Below are 17,266 nucleotides of genomic sequence, written 5' to 3' on the forward strand. Positions count from 1 at the left end.
GGGAGCCGGGTCGACGGGACGGGAGGACAGCGATGGCCGAGCCCAGCCCCCGAACCGGACCTCGATCCGACGGGCCCTCGTCCACTGCCCCGTCCTCCGAGCCCTCCCAGCCCCGAGCGGCAGACCGCCTGCGGGACATCCTGCTGACCCCCGGCTATCTGAAGGTGCTCGTCTTCTGCGCGCTCATCGGCATTCCGGTGTCCCTCGCCGCCTTCTGGTTCCTGGTCGGGCTGCACGAACTGGAACACTTCCTCTGGGTCACCCTGCCCCACGACCTGGGCTGGGACAGGCCCACGTGGTGGTGGCCGCTGCCCCTCCTGCTCATCGCCGGTCTGGTCGTCGGCCAGGTCGTCTCGCGCCTGCCCGGCCGGGGCGGTCACATCCCGGCCGCCGGACTGCACACCGGAGGCACGCTCCCCGTCACGCTGCCGGGCGTGCTCCTCGCCGCGATGGCGAGCCTGCCGTTCGGCGCCGTCCTCGGCCCGGAGGCGCCGCTGATCGCCCTGGGCGGAGGACTCGCCCTGCTGTTCCGCGACCTCGTCCGGGCACCCGCGACCCCGCAGAGCACGGCACTGCTGGGAGCGGCCGGAGCCGCCGCGGCCATCGCGGTGATCTTCGGTAGCCCGCTGGTCGCCGCGGTCCTCCTCATCGAGATCGCAGGGGTGGGCGGTCCGCGGCTGTTCGCCGTCATGCTGCCCGCCCTGCTGTCCAGCGGGGTCGGAGCCCTCGTCTTCACCGGCTTCGGGCGCTGGACCGGGCTGCAGACCGGCAGCCTCGGCCTCAAACTGCCCTCGCCGGTGCCACGCCTGGACGGACCCGACGTGGGGTGGGCGCTGCTCATGGCCGTGGCCATCGGCGTCGCGATGCGTGGGGTCCTCGGCGCGGGCCGGAGGGTGGCCGCCTTCACCGAGAAGGCCGTGATCGTACGGACCGTACTGTGCGCGCTCGGCGCGGCGGCCTGCGCCGCCCTCTACGCCCTCATCACCGGCCGCTCACCCGCCGAGGTCGCCTCGTCCGGCCAGAGCATCATCAGCGACCTGGCTTCCAACCCCCACACCTGGAGCGTCGGCGCGCTGATCGCCGTCCTCGCTCTCAAGGGGACGGCCTACACCCTGTGTCTGGGCAGTCTCCGGGGCGGCCCCATCTTCCCCGCCCTCTTCCTCGGTGCCGCCGCCGGTGTCCTGCTCGCACCCCTGCCGGGCCTCGGAGTGCTCCCCGCGATGGCGGCCGGCATGGCGGCGGCCACGGCGGCCACCCTGCGGCTGCCGGTGAGCAGCGTCGTACTCGTCGCCCTGCTCCTGGGCAGCCCCGACCTGATGCCCCTGGTGATCATCGCGGCCGTCGTCGCCTTCATCACCGCGGAACTGCTGCCCGCGGTCTCCGTCGAAGGGGACGTGCCCCGCGCCTGAGGCGGAGCCCGCCGTGTCAGGGATTCACCCAGGCCCCGGGCGCCTCGGCCAACGCCGAGACAGTCGCGGGCAGTTGGGCCCCGGCGACATCGGCGAGCGATACGCCGTCCAGGATCTCGCGCACGTTGGACCGCAGCGCGATCCACAGGGGGAGCAGTGACTCGGCGGGGCCGGTGTAGGACAGCTCCGGCGGGCGTACGCCGCGCACCGACACCAGCGGACCGTCCACGACGCGGATGACGTCCGCGATGCTGATGGACTCGGCGGGCCTGGCCAGCCGGTAGCCGCCGTTGCCGCCCCGCTGGCTGAGCACGAGACCGCCGCGGCGCATGTCGTTGAGGATGCTTTCGAGGAACTTGTGCGGGATGTTCTGGGCGTCGGCGATGGCCTCGGCCTTCAGCGGCCCGGCATCGCGTGCCGCGGCGAGCTGCAGCGCGGCGCGTACCGCGTAGTCGGCCCTGGCTGAGATCCTCATGTGCGCAGTATTCCGTATGGCTTTGATCGGTGTCGGGGGCCGGTGGGCCGGTGGGCCGGTGGGCGGTCGGGCGGGGGACGCCGCCGCCCGCGCGATGCCGTGAGGGTCAGGGCCGGACGGGCAGGACGAACGGAGGGTGTGCGCCGTTGAGGAAGTAGTCCCCGACGTCGCGGAGCCGGTGGGTGACGGGCTCGTACAGCGTGTGGGCCCTGGCGTTGCGCCAGAAGCGGTCGAAGCCCAGTCGGGAGGAGACGGAGCGGGCGCCGATGACGTCCAGCGCGCGGGCGGTGGACTCCTGCGCCGCCCTGGAAGCGGCGGCTTCGGCGATGGCCACGAGGGCGGAGACCTCCGCGTACTCCTCGAAGGTGAGGCCCGCGCCGCGGGCGAGGCCGCCGTGCACGGCCGTCAGCGCCTGATCGGCGAGGGCCGCCGCGGAGCGGGCCAGAACGGTGAGCTCTCCGTAGGTGGTCAGCACCTGCGGGTCCTGGGGAGAGCCGACCGGCCAGTCCGGGTGCCGGGGTGCGTGGTGGCCCGCCCTGCTGTAATCGCGCGCTTCGGCGAGCACCCCTTCGGTCATGCCGAGCAGGAGCTGGACCGAGAGGAGACGGCCGACCGGCGCGGACAGGGCGGCCCGGGGGGACAGGACGTCCTCGTCCGCGGACAGGGAGCCGAGCACGTCCTGGGCCGCGACCGGCACGGCGTCGAACTCCACGTTCCCGCCGGCCGCGAGCCGCTGGCCGAAGGTGTCGGCGTCGTCGTCGATCCGCACGCCGAGCCGGGCGGCATCGACGACGACGGCGAACGGCTGCCCGGTGTCGGCCCGCTCGGCCCGTACCGCGAGGCGGTCGGCGACCAGGATCCCGGTGGCGTAGCTCTGGCGGCCGTCGAGCACATAGCCACCGGCCTTCCTGGTCAGCGTCAGAGGCAGCTCCTGGGGGCCGAGCCCGCCGCCCCAACACCAGCCCTCCGCCGCGGTCCTCCGCTCGACCTCGGCGGCGCGGGCGGCCTTGGCGAACAGCCGGGTGCTCCACGACAGGAAGTAGTGACAGGCGAGCAGTTGACCGATCGCGCCGTCGGCCGCGGCGATCTCCCGGACGACGGCGTAGGCCGTGGGCCAGTCGGCGCCGCCGCCCCCGAACTCGTGCGGGACGAGAAGCGTCAGGAGCCCCGCCTCGCGCAGCCGGGACACCTCGTCGAAGGGTGCCTTGCCGGCCTGTTCCCTGGCCACCGCGTCCGTGGCCAGGTCGTCCGCCGTCTCGCGGGCCACGCGCTGCCAGTGCGTACGGCCGGGCCCGGTCCGCTCGGAATCCGAAGCGGGGACGGACGGCGCTGTGGCAACGCCCATGGCGGTGGCCTCCTCAAGGTCGCTGACGGGGGTGGGGTGGTGGGCGCGTGATGGGGGCATGCCCCAACTCCCGTGACAAGTAAGTGAGTTCGGGTCGGCCCAGGTGCCCGATATGGCGTGCGATCGCTGGATCGGCCCGGCCGAGGGGGCGGGGCGGAACGTGGGGGCGACGCGCCCTACGCGTGACGACAGGCGGCGCTGGCGACGTGGCCGAAGTCGACATGCCGACGGCGTACGAGTCGCTGCTGTGTGGGGGCCATGCGCCCATCCTGCGCACCGGCCGTGCGGGTCGTCAATGCTTTCCTATTAAATCGATGGGAAATATAGGGAACACGGCGCAGGTCGTGGCAGCACCGGTCGTCGGCGACGGGCCGGGGAGCGTCGGATGCGGTCACTTCGAGTCGGACGCGGTCACTTCGGCCAGCCTGGCACGCAGCGCGGCCCCGCGGATCCTGAGCTTCCGCAGGGGAGTTGGCGGCAACGTGCGGGCCGAGCCCCGGGCGTAGCGGCGTTCGACGTAGAACTGCCCCACGCTGAGCACGGTCGTGACGGCGATGTACCAGAGGGTCGCGACCATCAGCAGCGGGATGACCTGGTAGGTCTGGTTGTAGACCAGTTGCACCGAGTACAGCAGGTCGTGCACGGCGAGCACACTGACGATGCTGGTGCCCTTCAACGTGCCGATCAGCATGTTGCCCGCGGTCGGGACGATCGAGCGCATCGCCTGCGGAATGACGATGCGGCGCAGCGATCGGCGCCGGCCGATCCCGAGGGCCTGGGCGGCCTCCGTCTGGCCCGCGTCCACCGAGAGGATGCCGCCGCGCACCACCTCGGCGGCGTAGGCGGCCTCGTGCAGGGTCAGGCCGATGACGGCGGTGAGGGTGGGGCCGAGCAGATTGACCGTCTTGACGGTGACGAACTGCGGCCCGAAGGGGAGGCCGAGGCCCAGCGTCGGGTAGAGGGCGCCGATGTTGAACCAGAACAGCAGCTGCACCAGCAGCGGGGTGGACCGGAAGATCCACACGTAGCCCCAACTGAGCGTCCGCAGAACCGGGTTGGCGGAGAGCCGCAGCACGGCCAGTGGAATGCCGAGCAGGAAGCCGAGCACGGTCACCACGCCGGTGAGCCACAGGGTGAGGAGCAGCCCGTCGACCACGGCGGCCGTGGTGAAGTACTGGCCGACGACGTCCCATTGGAAGGCGCGATTGCGGACGACGGAGTTGACGGCCATCGCGAACACGAGCAGCGCGACGACGGCGGCCAGTCGGCGGCCCGTCCGCCGGCGCGGCACGATCCGTGGCAGACCGCCGTCAGGGCCGGACCGGCCGGGGGTCGTCGGCCGGCCCGCGAGAGGGGCGGGCGCGGAAGTGGGGGAGGAGGCGGAGGTGGCGGCGACATCGGGCGGCGAGACCATCAGGAGGCTCTCCAAAGGAGGGAGGTGCCCGTGGGTGACCACCCGGGCGGCGCAATGGCGCAGCGGGCGGTCAAGTCCCGTGGGGGCTAAGGGGGTTGGGGCCGGTTCGGCGTCATCGCGCGCACCGCGTCCCTCAACGCGGCCGGACGGCTCCCGCTGCGCGGCGGAGCCGGTCCGTCCCAGATCGTAGGGGCCCACCAGGCGGATGTGTCAACCATGCGGAACGGTCGCAGGGGCTGGTCCGGCATCCGGGCCGTGGTTGACGAGAAGCGAGATGTACTGCTCAATTAGGCGCATGAACGCCGGACAGCGCCTGGTCACCCGCGACCACATCGACTTCGGTCGCGTGTGGTCCGCGGCATGTTGCGCCTGACACGGCAGCGGGCCCTCTGACCGGCCCTTCCCTCCCTCGGTAACCCCGTCGCGGGCCGAGTTCCTCTCCGCCGAACCGTCGTACGCACGCACGGAACACGCCTGAACCGTGCCGGATCCGCGTACGAGGAGACCGGCGGGACCTGACGCGCGCTGCTGCCGCCCCCCTCTGCCCCGCCCCGCCCGGGGCCCATGCCCCGGCGGCTCATCACCGTGTTCGTCACCTGCCTTCGAGCGCTCTGCCGCACCGTCGCGCCCGCGCGCCCCGAGGGCCGCTCCGTCGTACCCGGCCGCTGCCCGCAACGCGGCCCGGAACCATAGGACTTGAGGAAAGGCCGCCTTTCATGCCAGTGGAATTCCTTGGCATCGCCGCCACCAATGACGGCTCCGAAACGACCCCGCGCTCCGGCGCCGCATTCGACAAGGAGTTCACCCTCCGGATCGCCCGTGCGCACGAGGAACACGGCTGGGACCGCGTGCTGTTCGCGTACGGATCCGGATCGCCGGACCCCGCGCCGGCCGCCGCGTACATCGCGAGCAGACTGGAACGCCTCCAGATCCTGCTGGCCCACCGGCCGAACGTCTCCTACCCGACGTTCGCCGCGAAGACCTTCGCCACCCTGGACCAGATCAGCGACGGCCGGCTGACCGTGCACTTCATCACCGGCGGCAACGACCGCGAGCAGGGCCGCGAGGGAGACACGCTCACCAAGGACGAGCGCTATGCCCGCACCCGCGAGTACATCCGGATCGTCAAGAAGATCTGGACCACCCACGAACGCTTCGACCACGAAGGCGAGTACTACCGGTTCCAGGACTTCGTCAGCGATGTCTTCCCGTCGCAACAGCCCCGCCCCGGCGTCTCGTTCGGCGGGTCCTCGCCGGCCGCATACGCCGCGGGCGGTGCCGAGGCCGACATCTACTGCCTGTGGGGAGAGCCGCTGGAGAAGACCGCCGAACAGATCGAGGCCGTGAAGACCGCCGCGCGGGCCGCGGGACGCACCGACGTGCCCCGCATCCAGGTGGCGTTCCGTCCGATCATCGCCCCGACCGAGGACCTGGCCTGGGAGAAGGCCCACCGTACGGTCGGCGCGATCAAGGCCCGTACGGAGAAGGGCGAGCCGCTCACCAACGACCACCGGGGCACGGGACGGACGCAGGCCCGGTCCCCTCAAAACGTCGGCTCACAGAGGCTGTTGGCCATTGCCGAGGCGGGGGAGCGCTACGACCGCGCCCTGTGGACCCCGACCGCCGCGGCGACCGGAGGCGCGGGCAACTCCAACGCGCTGGTCGGAACCCCCGAGACCGTCGCCCAAGCACTCCTGGACTACTACGACCTCGGCGTCGACATCCTCTCCGCCCGGGGCTACGACCTGCTGGACGACGCGATCGACTTCGGGCGGTACGTCATCCCGATCGTCCGCGACGAGGTGGCCCGGCGGGACGCCGCGCGAGCGGCCCGCTCCGCACGGACGCCCGCGGCGGCGACAGCATGACGACCACCTCTCCAACTCCGATACCCACAACGGATCTGACGATCATTCAGGTTCTCATGTCGGACCCACGGGTCGCTCCCCTGCTGCGCGAGCTCGGTGACGAGTACTCCACGCGCTACGGAAGGGACGCCCACACCGAACTCGCCCGTTACCCGGACGAGGAGTTCACCGCACCGTACGGAGGGGCGCTGCTCCTACTCCTTCAGCACGGCGATCCCGTGGCGGGCGGCGCCTTCCGCCGCTACGACGGGACCACGGCCGAGCTGAAGCGGATCTGGACGCACTCCGCCCACCGCAGGCGGGGCCTGGCGCGGCGCGTCGTTGCCGCACTGGAACACGAGGCGGCCGGCCGCGGCTACCGGCGGATCCATCTGACCACCGGACCGCGCCAGCCCGAGGCCCGTGCCCTATATCTGACGACCGGCTACACGCCGTTGTTCGACACCGGGGCCGATCCCGAAACCATCGGCCCGCTGCCCTTCGAGAAGCACCTGCGACCCGCCCCGCCCCAACGAGAGGCAGCCGGACTGTGAGCACCCGTGACACCCGAACACGACTGCGTGCGGCTGCCGCCATCGCGCTGCTGCCCGCCCTGACGCTGACCGCCTGCGGAGCCGGTGCCGCCTCCGGCCCCGCGGCGGGCGGTGTCCAGGCGCCGGCTGCGCCGTCCGGCGACCCGGTCGCCGCCGTACGCACCGTGGACTCCGTCGCCGCGTTGCTCCCCGCCGAAGTCCGCGCGGCGGGCACGCTGCGGGTCGGCAGCTCGATCGGGTACCCGCCGGGCGCGTACTACCCGAACGGACAGGACAAGCCCGCCGCCGGCCAGGAGATCGACCTCGCCAACGCGGTGGCCAAGGTCCTCGGCGTGAAGCTGGAGCGGCAGGACGCCTCCTTCGAGACGATCCTGCCCGCCCTCGGCAGCGGCAAGTACGACTTCGCCACCGGCAACTTCGGCGTCACCGCCGCGCGTCTGAAGACCATCGACTTCGTCACCTACATCAACGACGGCCAGGGCTTCGCGGTGAAGAAGGGAAACACCGCGCTCAAGACCAAGGTCACGGACCTCACCCAGCTGTGCGGCCTGACCATCGGGACCGGCGTCGGCACCACCTTCGAGGCGACCCTCACCGCGCAGAAGGGCGTCTGCGCCAAGGCGGGCAAGAAGCCGTACGACGTGAAGGTCTACTCGGAGAACGGGGCGACCCTCACCGCGCTCCAGCAGGGCCGCACCGACGTGATCATGTCGACCATCAACGGCCTGCGCTACCAGGCGGCACAGCCCGCGTCCGGGACCGCCTTCCTCGGGGAGTACCACCGCCTCGACGTGGGCTTCGCCTTCAAGAAGGGCTCCCGGCTCACCCGGGCGTTCCAGGCCGCCGTCAACGAGCTGATCAAGGACGGCGCTTACGGCCGCATCCTCAACAAATGGGGCACCACGTCGTCCGCGATCGAGACATCGCGGATCAACCCGCCCGAGCACGCATGAGAGCCGAGCCGAGCCCCCCGGACACACGTGACCGTCATGCCGGACCGCCCCGGCACACCCGAGAGCCGAGCAGGAACACCACGATGAGACCGATCACCGACACGGCGCCACCCGGCGCGGCCGTCCCGGACGGAGCCCGCGAGGCCCCGCCCGCGCCGGACGGCCCGGCGTCCTTCAAGGTCGTCCCCGCCCGCCACTACGCCCGCTGGGTGGCGGCAGCCGCCGTGACCGTGCTGACGGCCCAGTTCGTGCACGGGCTCTTCGCCAACCCGGTCTGGGAGTGGAGCGTCTTCCGTGACTACGTCCTGTCCGAGACGATCGTGCAGGCGGTGTGGGTGACCCTCCAGCTCACCGCCTACGCGACGGTGCTGGGCTTCCTCCTGGGGACCGTACTGGCCTTCATGCGGCTGTCGCGCAGCCCGGTCCTGCAGACCGTCGCCTGGACCTACATCTGGATCTTCCGGTCCATCCCGATGATCGTCCAGCTGGTGTTCTGGTTCAACCTCAGCGCGCTGTACCAGGAGTTGGGCATCGGTGTCCCCTTCGGACCGGTGCTCTGGTCGGTGGACAGCAACAGCATCATCGGCACCATGGGCGCCGCCGTCATCGGGCTGACGCTGCATCAGGGGGCGTACGCCGCCGAGGTCGTACGGGGCGGTGTCCTGGCGGTCGACCCCGGACAACTGGAGGCCGCCGCGGCGCTGGGCATTCCCCGGCTGCGCCAGATTCGCCGGATCGTACTGCCGCAGGCGATGCGCGCCATCCTGCCCACGGCGGGAAACGAGATCATCGGCCTGCTCAAGGGCACTTCGGTGGTCTATGTGATGGCGATCGGAGAGCTGTTCTACCAGGTGCAGGTGGTCTACGGCCGCAACGGCCGCGTCATCCCGCTGCTCCTCGTCGCCACCGCCTGGTACGTGGTGCTGACCTCCCTCCTTTCGATCGCGCAGTACTACGTGGAGCGCCGCTACGCCCGAGGCGCCGACCGCACCCCACCGCCCACCCCGCTCCAGCGCGCGCGCCGCTTCGCCCGTGCCGTGCGCGGGGCGGCCGCCCGGCCCGACCAGCCGGTCGTACCCCTTCAGCGCCTGGGAGACAGCAGATGAGCGACGTGAGCGTGGCCGACGACGAAGCGAAGCCGGCGCACGACGGCGTGATGGTGGACGTCCGCGGCGTGCACAAGAGCTTCGGACCGCTGAACGTACTGCGTGGCGTGGACCTCCAGGTCCGGGCCGGCGAGGTCACGGTGCTCCTCGGCCCGTCGGGTTCCGGGAAATCCACCCTGCTGCGCACCATCAACCACCTGGAGAAGGTCAATCACGGCTGGATCAGCATCGACGGCGAACTCATCGGCTACCGCCGGTCCGGAGACAATCTGTACGAGCTGAAGGAGAAGGACGTTCTGAAGCAGCGCACCCACATCGGGTTCGTCTTCCAGAACTTCAACCTCTTCCCGCACCTGACCGTCCTGGACAACATCGTCGAGGCTCCCGTCTCCGCGCTGCGCCGCCCGCGCAAGGAGGCGGAGGAATCAGCCCGGCGACTGCTGCGCAGAGTCGGTCTCGCCGACAAGAGCGACGTCTACCCGAGGCAGCTCTCCGGAGGACAGCAGCAGCGCGTGGCCATCGCCCGCGCACTCGCGCTCGAACCCAAGGTGCTGCTGTTCGACGAGCCCACCTCGGCGCTCGACCCCGAACTCGTCGGCGAGGTCCTCGACGTCATCAAGGACCTGGCCCGCTCCGGAACCACCATGATCGTCGTCACCCACGAGATCGGCTTCGCCCGCGAGGTCGCCGACACCGTGGTGTTCATGGACGCCGGCGTCGTGGTGGAACAGGGCCCGCCCGCGGTCGTCCTGGACCACCCGCGCCACGAGCGCACGCGCGCCTTCCTCTCCAAGGTCCTCTGACCGCCCCCGTACCCCATCCCCGTCCCGCAGTGCCACCAAGGAGCACGACCATGTCCCCCTCGATCACCCGCCGAACCACCGCCGCCGTGCTGGGACTGACGACCGCCCTCGTACTCGCCGCCTGCGGCAACCCCTCCGACGGCGGCACGACCGAGATCGCGGCCACGTCCGGCAGCACGACGAAGATCAACCTGAGCCCGGACCAGCACCGCCTCACCACCGGCAAGGTCGACTCCCTGGCAGCCGAGGTCCCGGAGAAGATCCGCAGACGAGGCACCCTGGAGATCGTCGGCTCGACCGGCTCCGCAGCGCCCTTGACCTTCCACGCCACCGACAACAGGACCGTCATCGGGGTCGAACCCGACCTCGCCTCGCTCGTCGCCGACGTGCTGGGCCTCGAACCGCACTTCACCACGGTCTCCTGGGAGAACATCTTCGTCGGCCTGGACAGCGCCAAGTACGACGTGGGCTTCAGCAACATCACCGTCACCGAGGAGCGCAAGGAGAAGTACGACTTCGCTTCCTACCGCAAGGACAACCTCGGCTTCGAGGCGAAGAAGGGCAGCGGTCTGAAGGTCACCGGTCCCCAGGACGTGGCGGGCAGGACCGTCGCCGTGGGCAGCGGAACCAACCAGGAGAAGCTGCTCGTCGAGTGGAGCAAGGAGAACGAGGAAGCCGGCCGCAAGCCGGTGAACATCAAGTACTACCAGAACGACAGCGACACCTACCTCGCCCTCCAGTCCGGCCGCATCGACCTCTACCTCGGCCCCAACCCGACCGCCGCCTACCACGCGGCCAGCACGGGCAGGACGGAAGTGGTCGGCACCTACTCCGGTGCCGGCGCCACGCTCCAGGGCCTCATCGCAGCCACCACGAAGAAGGACAGCGGCCTGGTCAAGCCGCTCACCGACGCGCTCGACGCGATCATCCACAACGGCACCTACGCGAAGGTGCTTGAGCGCTGGGGCCTGTCCGGCGAGGCCGTGACCAAGTCCGAGACCAACCCGCCCGGACTGCCCAGGACCAACAAGTAGGCGCCGGTGCGCGGCGCCGCGTCGCTCCGCCGGACAGTCGTCCCGCACCAGCCGTCCGCACCCCCCAACGCTTCCCGCACGCACCCCCCACGCTCCCCGCACGCACACCCACGCTCCCGAAGGGTCACCCATGGCCACCGTCCTTTCCGTCTCCGGAAGCCCCTCCGCCACCTCGCGCACCGCCCGCCTGCTGCGGCATCTGGACGCGCGGCTCATCGCACAGGGACATGACGTCATCCCGCTGGACGTCCGCACCCTCCCCGCCGAGGCCCTGCTCGGTGCCGACTTCCGGCACCCCGCGATCGCCGCGGCGAGCGAACTGTTCGCCCGCGCCGACGGCGTCGTCATCGGCACGCCCGTCTACAAGGCCGCGTACTCCGGGCTGCTGAAGGCCCTGCTCGACCTGCTGCCGCAGTTCGGCCTCGTAGGCAAGACGGTTCTCCCGCTGGCGACCGGCGGCAGCACGGCGCACGTCCTGGCGATCGACTACGCGCTGCGCCCGGTCCTCAGCTCCATGGGCGCCGCGCACATCGTCCAGGGCTGGTTCACGCTCGACCGGGACCTCCTGGTGGGCGCGGACGGCACCCTCACCATCGCGCCGGCCGCGGCCGAGGCCCTGGCAGGGGTCGTCGACCAGTTCTCCGAAGCCGTCGGCAGCCGTACGGCCCTGACGGCCCGACAGGCCGCCTGACCGCGAAGGCGCCGGCCGATGCCCGTCCTCGTGTGCGGGCCCTCTTGACGCGGAGCCAGGACCGCCGGACACTCCGAAGGAGAGATCCCTAGTGAATCAGTAGGAAATGATGGAGCGTCAGGAGTCGTGCGCCGCCGGCCCGGACCGCACCGGCGGCATCGGCCACGCAGTGCGTGCCGACCGTACGGTGCGAGCACTGCGTGCCGACCGTACGGTGCGAGCACTGCGTGCCGTGCGAGCCGTGCGAGCTGTGCGTGCCGTGCGTGCGGTACGTGCCCTGCGGCCAGGGCGGCCGCCCCTCCTGCTGACCTCCCGCCGTCACATCGATCTCCTGCGTGTCTGCAGCGCGGCGGACTCCCAGCGCTGACACCGGGGGTGCCCAGGGCACCCCATCGCTGCCGGGTACGGGTGCGCGCCCACACCGTCGCGCACCCCCCACGCCACGTGCACCGCTCGACGCGCCGCCGGGCACCGGAGACCGGAACCCGGCCCCAGGGAGACACATGACCGCCGCACCCCCGCCCACCCTGCCGTCCTGCCCCCCTTCTCCGGCGTTCCGGGGACGGATCGGCTCCGACGCGAGCAGCGGCTACTACGCCGTGTCCCGCCGCTACCGTCTTCACCTCTCGCCGTCCTGCCCCCACTGCCTGCGGATCGCCATCACCCATAGCCTGCTCGGTCTCGAAGAGACCCTGCCGCTCGTCGTGCTGCCCGCCGTGCCCGACAGCCCCGACGGCGGCTACCGCGCACTGCGCCCGCTCTACGAGGCCGGTTCGCACAGGCATCAGGGGCCGGCCACCACACCGGTACTGAGCGACGACTGGACCGGGCGGATCGTCAGCACGGACACCCCCGGCATCCTCCGAGACCTGGCGCGGCACTTCGGCGACGACCGCCCCGACCGGCCCGTCCTCCACCCCGCCGAGGCCCAGGAGGAGATCGAGCGCATCGGACGCCTCTGCGAGCAGGGCGTCAACGAGGCGGCGCAGCAAGCCGGTCGGGCGGGCGCCGATGCCGGGGCACGCCAGACCGCCGTCGGCTGCCTGCTGCGGGCCCTGGACTCCCTGGAACGGCGACTCGCCCACCACGACTTCATCCTGGGCGACCACATCACCGCCGCCGACGTGCAGGTGTGGGTGACCCTGATGTACCTCGACGTCGTGCACCGTCTGCACCTGGACGCCGTAGCGGTTCACCACATCGCCGGCCATCCGCAAGTGTGGGCCTACGCCCGGCGGCTGGCCGCCCACCCCGCCTTCGCCACCCACCTCGACCTGCCGGGCATCGCCCGTCGCCACCATGCCCACTGCCAAGGTCTGGAGGCCGCGGGTGCGGCGGTTCACATTCTGGACTGGTCCGCCCCCGCCCTGGAGGCGCCCGCCGCAAGGGCGGCCCACCACGGGCCGGACGGTTTCATGGAACCGCAATACGCCCTACACCTCCGCCCGTCCGGATGCGCCTAACGTGCGATGACAGGGGCTGCCGCGGCAGCGCGGCAAGGCCCGAACGGGACCCGACAGCGGATGACAGGGCGGAGGGAGGCGACGGTGATGTTCTCCCTTCCCCGCCTCCTCGCCCCGGCTGCTCCGGGCCGCACCGCACGGGGCTGCGTCCGTCTGTACTCCCGGCTCCACATCGATCTGCAGCGGGTGGCGTGCGCCCTTTGTCGTTCCTGACCCGTTCCTCGCAGCCGGCCCTCCGCATCAGGGCGCGGTGATCACGTACGGTCGACCAGGAAGGCACCCCTTTCGTGTCCGCACACCCTCCCCTTCACCTTGCCGTGGCGCTGGACGGCGCCGGCTGGCACCCGGCCGCATGGCGCGAGCCGGGCGCCCGGCCCCACGACCTGTTCACCGCCGGCTACTGGGCCGGTCTCGTGACCGAGGCCGAACGCGGCCTGCTCGACTTCGTGACGTTCGAGGACTCGTTCGGGCCGCAGTCCTCCCACCCGACCGAGCCCGACGGGCGTACCGACCAGGTACGGGGCCGGCTCGACGCGGTGCTCGTCGCCGCACGGGTCGCCCCGCTGACCCGGCACATCGGATTGGTGCCGACCGTGGTGGCCACGCACACCGAGCCGTTCCACATCTCCAAGGCGATCGCCACACTGGATTACGTCAGTGCCGGTCGCGCCGGGCTGCGCGTCCAGGTCGCGGCACGGCAGGACGAGGCCGCGCACATCGGGCGCCGCACCCTTCCCCGTCTTCACCCCGCCGACTGGGACACCCCGCAGGGCCGCGCACTGGCCGCCGAACTCTTCGAGGAGGCCGCCGACCACATCGAGGTGGTACGGCGCCTGTGGGACAGCTGGGAGGACGACGCGGAGATACGCGATGTCGCCACCGGGCGTTTCATCGACCGCGACAAGCTGCACTACATCGACTTCGAAGGCCGGCACTTCAGCGTCAAGGGACCCTCCATCACCCCTCGGCCACCCCAGGGACAGCCCGTCGTCAGCGCTCTCGCGCACCACAGCGTGCCGTACCAACTGGTCGGCCGTGCCGCCGACATCGGCTACATCACTCCGCACGACACCGACCAGGCCCTCGCCACCGTGGCCGAAATCCGTGCCGCGCAGGCCGCGGCGGGGCGTGAACACGAGCCGCTGCACGTCTTCGGCGACCTGGTGGTGTTCCTGGACGACGACCCCGCGGCGGCCAGGGGCCGGAAGGACCGCCTCGACGACCTCGCGGGCACCGTCTACACCAGCGACGCCGAGGTGTTCACGGGCACCCCCGGGCAACTGGCCGACCTCCTCCTGGAGTGGCGCGAGGCCGGTTTGAGCGGCTTCCGGCTGCGCCCCGCAGCGATCGGTCACGACCTGGAGCAGATCACCCGCCACCTGGTGCCCGAGCTCCAGCGCCGGGCCGCCTTCCGGCACGCCTACGAGGCGAGCACCCTGCGCGGACTGCTCGGACTCGCCCGCCCCCTGAACCGCTACACCGCTGCCTGAAGCCGGAGGAGTCGTACGACCATGAGCAAGCACACCTCGGGCAGGCCCAACCCGGACGGGCCGCTCTCGGGCAAGCCCCTGAAGCAGATCCACCTCGCGGCCCACTTCCCGGGCGTCAACAACACCACCGTGTGGAGCGACCCGCGGGCAGGCAGCCACATCGAGTTCAGTTCGTTCGCCCACTTCGCACGGACCGCGGAACGGGCCAAGTTCGACTTCCTGTTCCTCGCCGAGGGGCTACGGCTACGCGAACAAGGGGGCCAGATCTACGACTTGGACGTGGTGGGACGGCCCGACACGTTCACCGTCCTGTCCGCGCTCGCCGCCGTGACCGAACGCCTCGGCCTGGCCGGGACCATCAACTCCACCTTCAACGAGCCCTACGAGGTGGCCCGCCAGTTCGCCGCCCTGGACCATCTGTCGGGTGGCCGCGCGGCCTGGAACGTCGTCACCTCCTGGGACGCCTTCACCGGCGAGAACTTCCGGCGCGGCGGATTCCTGCCGCAGGAGCAGCGCTATTCCAGGGCCAAGGAGTTCCTCTCCACCGCCACCGAGCTGTTCGACTCCTGGCACGACGGCGCCATCGTCGCCGATCAGGAATCGGGCATCTTCCTGAAGGACGCGCAGGCCGGAGCATTCGCCCACCGGGGACAACACTTCGACATCGCCGGGCAGTTCAACGTGCCGCGCAGTCCGCAGGGCCGCCCGGTTATCTTCCAGGCCGGCGACTCCGACGAGGGGCGCGAGTTCGCCGCCGCCGGCGCCGACGCCATCTTCAGCCGACATGGCACCCTGGAGGCGGGCCAGGAGTTCTACGGCGACGTCAAGGGACGCCTGGCCCGCCACGGCCGGGCCCGTGACCAGTTGCTCATCCTGCCCGCGGCGACCTTCGTCCTGGGCGACACGGAGGCCGAGGCACAGGAGCTGGCGCGCGAAACTCGCCGTCAACAGGTCAGCGGCCAGACCGCGATCACGTACCTCGAACACATCTGGAACCGCGACCTGTCCGGCTACGACCCGGACGGCCCGCTCCCCGACATCGACCCGGACCCCGGCGAGCACACCATCGCCCAAGGGCGGGCGAGCGTCCGGATGTTCCGGGATCCGATCGCCGTCGCCAGGCAATGGCGCGAGCGCGCCGAGGCGGAGAACCTGTCGATCCGCGAGCTGGTCATCGAGACGACCGGCCGCCAGTCGTTCATCGGCTCTCCCGCCACCGTTGCCGAGAGCATCAACGACTTCGTCCAGGCCGACGCCGCCGACGGCTTCATCCTGGTCCCGCACATCACCCCGGGCGGCCTGGACGCGTTCGCCGACACCGTCGTACCGCTGCTCCAGGAACGCGGCGTGTTCCGCCACGACTACGCGGGCACCACGCTCCGCGACCACCTCGGCCTGACCGAGGCCGCCGCCTACGCCGACCCCGGCCTCGACCCCGATGCCCGCGCGCAGCGGGAGACCGGGAGGGCCGCGTCGTGAAGTTCCTCGCGGTCACCCTCATCGTGCACGCCCCGGATCCGGTGACCGGTGTCCAGAAGTCCACCAACGAGCGCTTCCGCGAGGTCATCGACAACGCGCGGCTGGCCGAGGAACTCGGATTCGACGGCTTCGGCGTCGGTGAACGTCATGAGCGGCCGTTCATCTCCTCCTCGCCACCGGTCGTCCTGAGCCACATCGCCGCGCTCACGTCCCGGATCCGGCTGTTCACCGCCGTCACCACGCTCAGCCTGCTCGACCCGGTACGGGCGTACGAGGACTACGCGACCCTGGACCACCTGTCGGCGGGCCGTCTCGACCTGATCATCGGCAAGGGCAACGGCGCCGCCCAGCGGGAGCTGTTCAGCGTCACCCCCGGGGACCAGTGGGACCGCAACGCCGAGAGCTATGAGCTGTTCCGCCGCATCTGGCGGCAGGACAAGGTGAGCGCCACGCCGCGCTTCCGCCCCGAACTCGCGGACGCCGAGGTGTGGCCGAGACCGCTCCAGCAGCCTGTCAGGGTCTGGCACGGCAGCGCGACCAGCCGCGAGTCGGTGGATCTCGCCGCCCGTTACGGAGACCCGCTCTTCTCGGCCAACGTCACCCATCCGATAGGGCCGTACGCCGAACTCATCCGCCACTACCGGGAGCGGTGGGAGCACTACGGCCACGACCCGCGCCAGGCCGTCGTCGGCGCGGGAACCGCAGGCTACTACGCGGCCCGTACCTCACAGGAGGCCATCGCCGCGTACCGGCCGGTCTTCGAGGGCCACCTCGCGTTCCAGAAGAGCCAGGGCCTCGAGCCGGTGTTCGCCACGCTGGAGGACTTCGTCGAACGCAGCTCGGCGCTGATCGGCAGCCCGCAGCAAGTGATCGACAAGGTGCACCGCTACCACGAGGAGTTCGGACACAGCGTGCTCCACCTGCATGCCGACGCGAGCGGGCTCACCCCTTCCCGGCACCGGGCCTCGCTCGAACTCTTCCAGTCCGACATCGCACCCGTTCTGCGACGTGCCATCCCCGATCCGCCGTTCCCCTGGGCCCCGCGCGTTGCCGAGCGCGAGCCGGAGTCCGAGCGCGAGCCGCAGGCCGAGGCCGGGCCCACGCGCCGGCCCCAGCCCGGGTCCACGCGCCCGATCGAGTCCGTGCCGCCGCCGGAGGGCGAGCCGGGGACCGTGCCCACCAACCGCTGAGGAGCACCACCAG

16 protein-coding genes are annotated in these 17,266 nt (G+C 71.2%); 13 read left to right on the forward strand and 3 right to left on the reverse strand.

The genetic code is table 11. From position 1 onward, the window contains the following. Window positions 1-32: 32 nt before the first annotated feature. On the forward strand, window positions 33-1,409 hold the full coding sequence (locus OOJ98_RS15200) for a chloride channel protein (protein ID WP_267055218.1): 1,377 nt from the start codon (window positions 33-35) through the stop codon (window positions 1,407-1,409). Between the two features lie 16 nt (window positions 1,410-1,425). Here OOJ98_RS15200 and OOJ98_RS15205 read toward each other — a convergent pair whose 3' ends face one another. From OOJ98_RS15205 to OOJ98_RS15215, 3 genes are all read right to left on the reverse strand, one after another. After that, the gene (locus OOJ98_RS15205) at window positions 1,426-1,884 is read right to left on the reverse strand and encodes an Rrf2 family transcriptional regulator (RefSeq protein WP_267055219.1); all 459 of its coding nucleotides are present in this window, start codon (window positions 1,882-1,884) and stop codon (window positions 1,426-1,428) included. 106 nt (window positions 1,885-1,990) lie between these two features. Further along, window positions 1,991-3,229 carry an acyl-CoA dehydrogenase family protein gene (locus OOJ98_RS15210; RefSeq protein ID WP_267055647.1) on the reverse strand — a complete coding sequence of 413 codons (1,239 nt, stop codon included), beginning with the start codon at window positions 3,227-3,229 and terminating at the stop codon, window positions 1,991-1,993. 391 nt (window positions 3,230-3,620) lie between these two features. Further along, window positions 3,621-4,643, reverse strand: a complete 1,023-nt coding sequence (locus OOJ98_RS15215; RefSeq protein WP_267055220.1) for an amino acid ABC transporter permease — start codon at window positions 4,641-4,643, stop codon at window positions 3,621-3,623. A 716-nt stretch (window positions 4,644-5,359) separates the two neighbouring features. On the opposite strand from OOJ98_RS15215, the gene OOJ98_RS15220 reads away from it, so the two are divergent. From OOJ98_RS15220 to OOJ98_RS15270, 12 genes are all read left to right on the forward strand, one after another. Next, window positions 5,360-6,511, forward strand: a complete 1,152-nt coding sequence (locus tag OOJ98_RS15220) for an LLM class flavin-dependent oxidoreductase (protein WP_267055221.1) — start codon at window positions 5,360-5,362, stop codon at window positions 6,509-6,511. Next, window positions 6,508-7,044 (forward strand): GNAT family N-acetyltransferase, encoded by a 537-nt coding sequence (locus OOJ98_RS15225; RefSeq protein ID WP_267055222.1) that lies wholly within the window; start codon window positions 6,508-6,510, stop codon window positions 7,042-7,044. The genes OOJ98_RS15220 and OOJ98_RS15225 overlap by 4 nt, the downstream gene beginning before the upstream one ends. Beyond that, window positions 7,041-7,997, forward strand: a complete 957-nt coding sequence (locus tag OOJ98_RS15230; RefSeq protein WP_267055223.1) for an ABC transporter substrate-binding protein — start codon at window positions 7,041-7,043, stop codon at window positions 7,995-7,997. Before OOJ98_RS15225 ends, OOJ98_RS15230 begins: the two co-directional genes overlap by 4 nt. A gap of 83 nt (window positions 7,998-8,080) precedes the next feature. After that, on the forward strand, window positions 8,081-9,103 hold the full coding sequence (locus tag OOJ98_RS15235; protein ID WP_267055224.1) for an amino acid ABC transporter permease: 1,023 nt from the start codon (window positions 8,081-8,083) through the stop codon (window positions 9,101-9,103). After that, on the forward strand, window positions 9,100-9,906 hold the full coding sequence (locus tag OOJ98_RS15240) for an amino acid ABC transporter ATP-binding protein (protein ID WP_323177897.1): 807 nt from the start codon (window positions 9,100-9,102) through the stop codon (window positions 9,904-9,906). The genes OOJ98_RS15235 and OOJ98_RS15240 overlap by 4 nt, the downstream gene beginning before the upstream one ends. A gap of 50 nt (window positions 9,907-9,956) precedes the next feature. Then, complete coding sequence (locus OOJ98_RS15245) at window positions 9,957-10,940, forward strand: ABC transporter substrate-binding protein (protein WP_267055225.1); 984 nt, start codon at window positions 9,957-9,959, stop codon at window positions 10,938-10,940. A gap of 130 nt (window positions 10,941-11,070) precedes the next feature. Next, window positions 11,071-11,631 (forward strand): NADPH-dependent FMN reductase, encoded by a 561-nt coding sequence (gene ssuE, locus OOJ98_RS15250; RefSeq protein ID WP_267055226.1) that lies wholly within the window; start codon window positions 11,071-11,073, stop codon window positions 11,629-11,631. A 503-nt stretch (window positions 11,632-12,134) separates the two neighbouring features. Further along, a complete protein-coding gene (locus tag OOJ98_RS15255) occupies window positions 12,135-13,094 on the forward strand; it encodes a glutathione S-transferase C-terminal domain-containing protein (RefSeq protein ID WP_267055227.1) in 960 nt (319 codons plus the stop codon). Window positions 13,095-13,181: 87 nt separating this feature from the next. Further along, window positions 13,182-13,307 (forward strand): putative leader peptide, encoded by a 126-nt coding sequence (locus OOJ98_RS34825; RefSeq protein ID WP_323177909.1) that lies wholly within the window; start codon window positions 13,182-13,184, stop codon window positions 13,305-13,307. A gap of 74 nt (window positions 13,308-13,381) precedes the next feature. Beyond that, complete coding sequence (locus tag OOJ98_RS15260; protein WP_267055228.1) at window positions 13,382-14,584, forward strand: LLM class flavin-dependent oxidoreductase; 1,203 nt, start codon at window positions 13,382-13,384, stop codon at window positions 14,582-14,584. A 21-nt stretch (window positions 14,585-14,605) separates the two neighbouring features. After that, the gene (locus OOJ98_RS15265) at window positions 14,606-16,063 is read left to right on the forward strand and encodes an NtaA/DmoA family FMN-dependent monooxygenase (protein WP_267055229.1); all 1,458 of its coding nucleotides are present in this window, start codon (window positions 14,606-14,608) and stop codon (window positions 16,061-16,063) included. Beyond that, complete coding sequence (locus tag OOJ98_RS15270) at window positions 16,060-17,253, forward strand: LLM class flavin-dependent oxidoreductase (protein WP_267055230.1); 1,194 nt, start codon at window positions 16,060-16,062, stop codon at window positions 17,251-17,253. The genes OOJ98_RS15265 and OOJ98_RS15270 overlap by 4 nt, the downstream gene beginning before the upstream one ends. Window positions 17,254-17,266: the final 13 nt, after the last annotated feature.

It is taken from the genome of Streptomyces sp. NBC_00083, from assembly GCF_026343295.1.
Taxonomy (GTDB): Bacteria; Actinomycetota; Actinomycetes; order Streptomycetales; family Streptomycetaceae; genus Streptomyces.

Coding starts and splice junctions, on each gene's coding strand:
- OOJ98_RS15200 (WP_267055218.1), top strand. CDS start 33: ATGGCCGAGCCCAGCCCCCGAACCGGACCTCGATCCGACGGGCCCTCG.
- OOJ98_RS15205 (WP_267055219.1), bottom strand. CDS start 1,884: ATGAGGATCTCAGCCAGGGCCGACTACGCGGTACGCGCCGCGCTGCAG.
- OOJ98_RS15210 (WP_267055647.1), bottom strand. CDS start 3,229: ATGGGCGTTGCCACAGCGCCGTCCGTCCCCGCTTCGGATTCCGAGCGG.
- OOJ98_RS15215 (WP_267055220.1), bottom strand. CDS start 4,643: ATGGTCTCGCCGCCCGATGTCGCCGCCACCTCCGCCTCCTCCCCCACT.
- OOJ98_RS15220 (WP_267055221.1), top strand. CDS start 5,360: ATGCCAGTGGAATTCCTTGGCATCGCCGCCACCAATGACGGCTCCGAA.
- OOJ98_RS15225 (WP_267055222.1), top strand. CDS start 6,508: ATGACGACCACCTCTCCAACTCCGATACCCACAACGGATCTGACGATC.
- OOJ98_RS15235 (WP_267055224.1), top strand. CDS start 8,081: ATGAGACCGATCACCGACACGGCGCCACCCGGCGCGGCCGTCCCGGAC.
- OOJ98_RS15240 (WP_323177897.1), top strand. CDS start 9,100: ATGAGCGACGTGAGCGTGGCCGACGACGAAGCGAAGCCGGCGCACGAC.
- OOJ98_RS15245 (WP_267055225.1), top strand. CDS start 9,957: ATGTCCCCCTCGATCACCCGCCGAACCACCGCCGCCGTGCTGGGACTG.
- ssuE (WP_267055226.1), top strand. CDS start 11,071: ATGGCCACCGTCCTTTCCGTCTCCGGAAGCCCCTCCGCCACCTCGCGC.
- OOJ98_RS15255 (WP_267055227.1), top strand. CDS start 12,135: ATGACCGCCGCACCCCCGCCCACCCTGCCGTCCTGCCCCCCTTCTCCG.
- OOJ98_RS34825 (WP_323177909.1), top strand. CDS start 13,182: ATGTTCTCCCTTCCCCGCCTCCTCGCCCCGGCTGCTCCGGGCCGCACC.
- OOJ98_RS15265 (WP_267055229.1), top strand. CDS start 14,606: ATGAGCAAGCACACCTCGGGCAGGCCCAACCCGGACGGGCCGCTCTCG.